The organism is Kluyvera intermedia, assembly GCF_021440345.1.
GTDB classification, from domain to species: Bacteria; Pseudomonadota; Gammaproteobacteria; order Enterobacterales; family Enterobacteriaceae; genus Kluyvera; species Kluyvera intermedia_A.
In genome coordinates this window covers 1-6,631 of record NZ_JAKCNS010000085.1, presented here as the reverse complement: position 1 = coordinate 6,631, position 6,631 = coordinate 1, and the positions used below count along the sequence as shown (strand labels likewise).

Below are 6,631 nucleotides of genomic sequence, written 5' to 3'. Positions count from 1 at the left end.
ATAATAAAACGACGGCAAGACGAACTCGTAATACATAATCACTATTGTGATGCCTTAACGACTGTGCTAAAAATGCCGTATCGTTTCAGGATTAGAAACCATTCATTAAGATTATCCAAGATAAAAACTCATTGGATACAGACCGTTATTCAAAATATCACAAAGGAATGAGATGTTTGAACATACCGAACATCATGCGTTATATGAAATGGATGGAATAAATAAATGGAGCGGATGAATCCACTCGCACTCCAATCTATTTATTCACTTAACAAATCCAACAAAAAAAATCAATAACTCATGAAAATAAATAAAGTGCTGTTTAGCCGTTTTTTGTCGAGAAAGAAAAAACTGGCACGCGCAGTAATAAAAAGATGTCAGCAAATCGATATTCAGCGCCATTTATGGAAAGCTATTATAGCAGCCCCTATGTGTCTACTGATTATCTATTTGGTAATTTTCAGCCAGCCTCGCTATGTCAGCGAGTCCAAGGTTGCGGTCAAGCGTCCCAACGATCTCGACAGCTCCAGCCTCAACTTCGGCCTGCTGCTGGGGGCATCTAACCCCTCCTCCGCTGAAGACTCGCTGTACCTGAAGGAGTACATCAACTCGCCGGATATGCAGCAAGCGCTGGATAAGAAACTCAATTTCCACCAGGCGTTTAGCCAGAGCGGCTGGGATTTCCTCTTCTATCTGCCCGCCGATATTACCGCAGAACGGTACCTTGAGTACTACCGCTCCCGCCTATCCGTCGACTACGACGAGAAAACCGGGTTGCTGTCTATCCAAACACAGGGCTTTACGCCGGCGTTCGCTCAGGAATTTAACCAGACGGTGCTAAAAGAGTCTGAGCGCTTTATTAACGAGTTGTCACATAAGATTGCCCGCGAACAGATGCTATTTGCCGAAGAGCAGCTACAGGAAACTAAAGCGCGTCTGAACACCAGCAAGAGCCAGCTGCTGGCATATCAGAACAATAATAATGTGCTCGATCCGGCGGCCTCCGCCGAAGCGGCAACGACGTTAGTCAACGCGCTTATTGCCAAAAAAATTGAGATGGAGGCTGACCTGCGTAACCTGCTGACCTATTTACGCGAAGATGCCCCTCAGGTTGTCAGTTCCAGAAACGCGATTAAATCCTTACAGGCGCAGATCGACGTTGAACAAAATAAAATTACCGCCCCGGACGGTAAAAAGCTTAACAGCATGGCTGCCGATTTCGAAGACCTGAAAACAACGGTGAAATTTGATACCGATTTGTATGCGCTCGCACTACAGGCTATCGAAAAAACACGTCTGGAAAGCGCTCGAAAATTAAAAACGCTGTCCGTGATTAGTTCACCTCAGCTACCACAAGAATCCCGATTTCCAAACGTACCGTATCTCTTAGCCAGTTGGTTATTGGTGTGTTGTCTGCTGTTTGGCACAGCCAAATTGTTGATCGCCATTATTGAAGATCACAAAGACTAATGAACCGCCAATATCATTAACAGAGCCTATTATGAAATTAGTTAAAACGATTCTTATATTGAGCATTCTGCAATCCTGTCAGGCGCTGGCGGTGGGTATTACCGCTGACCCGGAGCTCACGGGAGCCGCAGGGTTATCGCAACTGTTAGCGGCGAAAAACCAAAGCGCAGACAGTAACGGCTTTGATAACACACCAGCCCCCATTCCGGAACAACCCTACAGCCGTATGTTTGGCGCGCAGTTGTTCAATGGCTCCACGGCAGATAGCGGGGGCAGCATTGGTTTTAACCCGAGCTATGTCATTGGTCTTGGCGATACTATTCAAATTCGGTTATGGGGGGCGTTTAATTTTGACGGCGCGCTTGCCGTCGACCCGAAAGGGAATATTTTCGTACCCAACGTCGGCCCGCTGAAAGTTACTGGTGTCAGCAACGGCCAGCTTAACAGCCTGGTAACGGCCAAAATCAAAGAGGTTTATCAGTCTAACGTTAACGTCTATGCCTCTCTATTGCAGGCGCAGCCGGTTAAAGTCTTCGTGACTGGCTACGTCAGAAACCCAGGGCTATACGGCGGCATAGCCTCCGATTCCCTGCTGTCCTATCTGAGTAAGGCCGGAGGCGTCGATAGCGATCGCGGAAGCTATGTCGATATCACCGTAAAGCGCGGGAAACGCGAGCGCTCGCATGTCAACTTGTATGACTTCCTGCTCAACGGTTCGCTGAATCTGTCGCAGTTCTCTGACGGCGACACGATTGTCGTTGGCCCTCGCCAGTATACTTTTAGCGTAGAAGGCGACGTATATAACAGCTACGACTTCGAGTTCCACGATAGCAGCATTCCTGTGGTTGAAGCGCTCGAATGGTCGCGGCCCAAACCAGGAGCGACGCACTTTACCATCATACGCCAGCAGGGAGCGATGAAACGAACCGAGTACTATCCGCTGAGTAGCGCCTCGGGAAAAATGTTGCAGGACGGAGATAAGCTGATCATCAGCTCTGACCGTTATGCCGGTACTATCCAGGTGCGTATTGAAGGTGCTCACTCCGGTGAGCATGCGGTCGTGCTGCCGTACGGTTCGACGATGAAGCAAGTGCTGGCGCAACTCAAACCGAACAGCATGTCGCAGCTCAGCAGCATTCAGCTATACCGCCACTCGGTCGCGGTTCGCCAAAAAGAGATGCTCAATACCTCATTGCAGAAACTGGAAGAAGCCTCCCTTTCCTCGCAATCGGCAACTCAAGAAGAAGCTCGCCTGCGCGTACAGGAAGCCCAGCTTGTGAGCCGCTTCGTCGCCAAAGCACGCAATGTTGTGCCTAAGGGCCAGGTGGTGCTTAACGAAAACAATCTCGACAGCGTGATTCTGGAAGATGGCGACGTCATTACCATCCCAGAAAAAACATCGCTGGTCATGATCCACGGTTCAGTGCTGTTCCCGAATGCCATCTCCTGGGATAAGAAGCTCGATGTGGATGATTACATCGAGAAGTGCGGCGGTCTGACGCAGAAATCTGGGCAGTCAAAAATTATCGTGATTCACCAGGATGGTTCGGCGGTGGATGCCGACGACGTCGATGACATCATTCCAGGCGATGAAATTATGGTACTGCCGAAATACGAAACCAAGAATCTGGAAGTTACACGCGGCATTTCCACCATCCTTTACCAGATGGCGGTGGCGGCGAAGGTCATTCTGGAACTGTAACAATCATGGTGTGGCGGAGAAACTCCGCCACCAACAAAACACCAATATGGAAGCCGTTCAGGATGATAGGCATCTACTCTTCAGGTATCTGGCAGATTCCGCACCTTCAGCGTTTTTTAGGCGAAGCGTGCTGCAAGCTGTCCCCTTTATCCACTATTCCTGGCGAAGTAGGTGCTATTGCCGTTTGGGGCGAGCGCCCTACTTCCCAGCGCCCCATCGAGCGAGCACAAAAAGCCGGGCTGCCGGTGCTACGTCTGGAGGATGGTTTTACGCGGTCATTAGGGCTAGGCGTTAACGGCACGCCGCCGTTAGGCATGATCGTTGACGATCTGGGAATTTATTACGATGCCCTGCGTCCTAGCCGCCTGGAAATATTGATCAAGCAGGAAGCCAAAACACCGGTCTTACAGCAAGAAGCACAGCGCGCTGCGGCGTTCATTGTCGAAAACGATCTTTCAAAATACAACCATGCACCTCGTTTCAATGAAACCCATCATACTGATGTAGTGCTGGTTGTTGATCAAACCTTCGGCGATGTTTCCGTCACGCTCGGAGGCGCGACAGATCGGCAGTTCGCAGCCATGCTCTCCTGCGCAAAGAAGGAGCACCCCAACAGCGAGATTTGGGTTAAAACGCATCCGGATGTACTCACTGGTAAAAAGACAGGTTATTTTGAGTCACTGACGGCCGATCCTCGAATCCGATTAATAACAAAAGACTTCAGTCCACAATCTCTGCTTCATCAGGTCTCTCACGTCTATACCGTTACCTCTCAGTACGGAATTGAAGCACTGATGGCGGGAAAAAAGGTCATCTGCTTTGGCCTGCCGTGGTATGCCGGCTGGGGTTTGACTGATGATAGACATCCACAGGCTCACGAAATATCGGCTCGGCGGGGCTATGCTCCATTGAGTGCGCTGATTGCCGCCGCCTGGCTGCAATACACCCGCTACATCGATCCCTATACGGGATGCCCTGGTACCTTGTTCGATGTGCTCGAGTATCTCCGCCTGCAGCGCAAGCACCTACTTACCCGCAGCGGTCACCTCTGGGCACCAGGCATGTCGTTATGGAAAAGCAGCATAGTTAAGCCATTTCTGAAAACGTCAAGCAACAGCGTCGATTTCTCACATAAGGGGCGGGAAGCCAGCGTCTGTGTTGTCTGGGGAATCAAAGGCGAACAACGCTGGCGGCAGAAAGCACTCCAATATGATATCGCCATCTGGCGAATGGAAGATGGCTTCTTGCGCTCTTCCGGGCTGGGCTCAGATTTACAACCACCGCTATCACTCGTACTGGATAAAACCGGTATTTACTACGACGCTAATCGCCCCAGCGATCTCGAACATTCACTCATCCATTCGCAGCTAACGATCGAGCAGCAGCAGCGGACTGAGGTGCTACGTCAGAAGCTTATTGCGAGCAAACTGAGTAAATATAACCTTGGAGCTCGCTGGGCAATTCCAACCAATGCGGCTGACAGGCGCACACTGCTAGTCACTGGACAAGTTGAGAACGATGCCTCTATTGCTCGGGGAACCTTAACAATCAATACCAACCGGATGCTGCTGCGTACCGTCAGGGAGCGTAATCCGGAAGCTTATATTATCTACAAGCCACATCCTGATGTCCTTGTAGGTAATCGTCCTGGCCATATCCCGGACGAAGAGATGAATAGCCTCGCCGATTGCGTGGCACGGGATGCCGACATTATCGAATGCATTCAACAAGTTGATGAAGTTCACACAATGACTTCACTGTCAGGGTTTGAAGCGCTGATACATGGAAAAATGGTCTTTTGCTACGGCATGCCCTTCTATGCTGGCTGGGGGCTGACAACCGACGAGTACACCTGCGAGCGCCGTAAACGTCGTCTCACCATCAACGATCTACTGTACCAAACGCTGATTAGTTACCCCACCTACATCCACCCAGATTCTAAGCAGAGTATCTCGCCAGAAATGGCGATGGATTGGCTGTTTGCCCAAAAAAGGCCAGACCTGGGAGCAGTGCGCGGCTCTGCTCAGTATATGCAGCGACAGGGTCGCAAACTGCAGATGCTGCTTAAAGCCATGAAGAACTAACATCGAGAGGGATTCTCTATGAACAGTAATACAATCAATACACTCCTCTCAGGAAAACGTTATCTGCTATTGCAGGGGCCAATGGGACCGTTCTTCAACGATATGGCGGAATGGCTGGAGTCCCAAGGGCGAGAAGCCACTAATGTGGTATTCAACGCCGGCGACCGCTTTTATTGCCGGAAACGGCAGTATCTGACGTATGCGCAGTCACCGGAAAAATTTCCACACTGGCTAAAAGAGACGTGGCAGACATACCCATTCGACACCATCCTGTGTTTCGGAGACTGCCGATTACTGCATCAAGCGGCTAAACGCTGGGCGCAGGCTAAAGGCGTACGCTTCTTAGCATTTGAAGAAGGCTATCTGCGGCCACACTTTATTACGCTTGAAAGCGGTGGCGTAAACGCCTATTCCTCTCTCCCTCGAGATCCCGAGTTCTATCGTCATTTACCCAATATGCCTGAGCTTGAAGTACACAGTTTAAAACCCTCAACCAAACTGCGTATCTGGCATGCCATGTGGTATTACTTTGTGAGCTGGCATTATCAGGATCAGTTCCCTCAATATCGGCACCACAAGGTTTTCTCACCATGGTATGAAGCCAAATGTTGGATTCGTGCCGGCTGGCGTAAGCAGTGGTATAGATACAAAGAGCGACACGTCATGGGACGGCTGCAAACGACGCTGGATCAACAGTATTTTCTAGCCATTTTACAGGTCTATAACGACAGCCAGATCCGTAACCATAGTCCTTATAAGGATGTGCGTAACTATATAAACGATGTAATATTTTCGTTTTCTAAAAAAGCATCACCGACGGACCATCTGGTGTTTAAACACCATCCAATGGACCGTGGGCATCGTCTGTATGGACCATTGATTAAAAAGTTGGGCAAGCATTATGGGGTAAGCAATCGGGTTATTTATGTACACGATATACCTATGCCACGGATGCTAGCGCATTCGAAGGCGGTCATCACGATTAACAGTACTGCGGGGATATCTGCACTGATCCACAACAAGCCGTTAAAAGTGATGGGGCAAGCGCTGTATGACATTAAGGGCTTAACGTATCAGGGGCATCTCAATCAGTATTGGAGTACACACTTTAAGCCCGATGCGGTGCTATTTAAGAAATTTAGCGCCTACTTGCGGATGAATACTCAGATTAATGCCGTCTTTTATGGCAGGAAGTCACCTGAAATGGTGCAATATCAGGTGACTCATCAGGAAAAGATTACAGAAGGAAAATGGTTTTTGCAATAAAACCAAGTCTTAAACTATATGATTAAAAAATTTTACTTATGTTGAATGCCATCGATTTTTGCTTCGATTATATCTTTTTTTATTTTTATATTCAGAGCGAACCTTAGCA

At 49.1% G+C, this 6,631-nt stretch carries 4 protein-coding genes; all 4 read left to right on the top strand.

The features are described 5' to 3' along the window. Positions 1-300: 300 nt before the first annotated feature. Entirely contained in the window at positions 301-1,470 is a 1,170-nt protein-coding gene (locus LZ634_RS19550) for a capsule biosynthesis protein (RefSeq protein WP_234508181.1), read from the top strand. Positions 1,471-1,501: 31 nt separating this feature from the next. Beyond that, positions 1,502-3,172 carry a polysaccharide biosynthesis/export family protein gene (locus tag LZ634_RS19545; RefSeq protein WP_234508179.1) on the top strand — a complete coding sequence of 557 codons (1,671 nt, stop codon included), beginning with the start codon at positions 1,502-1,504 and terminating at the stop codon, positions 3,170-3,172. Positions 3,173-3,234: 62 nt separating this feature from the next. Then, positions 3,235-5,256, top strand: coding sequence for a capsular polysaccharide biosynthesis protein (locus tag LZ634_RS19540; RefSeq protein WP_234508177.1), 2,022 nt, complete (start codon positions 3,235-3,237; stop codon positions 5,254-5,256). An 18-nt stretch (positions 5,257-5,274) separates the two neighbouring features. Continuing rightward, complete coding sequence (locus tag LZ634_RS19535) at positions 5,275-6,522, top strand: capsule biosynthesis protein (RefSeq protein ID WP_234508175.1); 1,248 nt, start codon at positions 5,275-5,277, stop codon at positions 6,520-6,522. Positions 6,523-6,631 lie beyond the last annotated feature (109 nt).

Coding starts and splice junctions, on each gene's coding strand:
- LZ634_RS19550 (WP_234508181.1), top strand. CDS start 301: ATGAAAATAAATAAAGTGCTGTTTAGCCGTTTTTTGTCGAGAAAGAAA.
- LZ634_RS19545 (WP_234508179.1), top strand. CDS start 1,502: ATGAAATTAGTTAAAACGATTCTTATATTGAGCATTCTGCAATCCTGT.
- LZ634_RS19540 (WP_234508177.1), top strand. CDS start 3,235: ATGATAGGCATCTACTCTTCAGGTATCTGGCAGATTCCGCACCTTCAG.
- LZ634_RS19535 (WP_234508175.1), top strand. CDS start 5,275: ATGAACAGTAATACAATCAATACACTCCTCTCAGGAAAACGTTATCTG.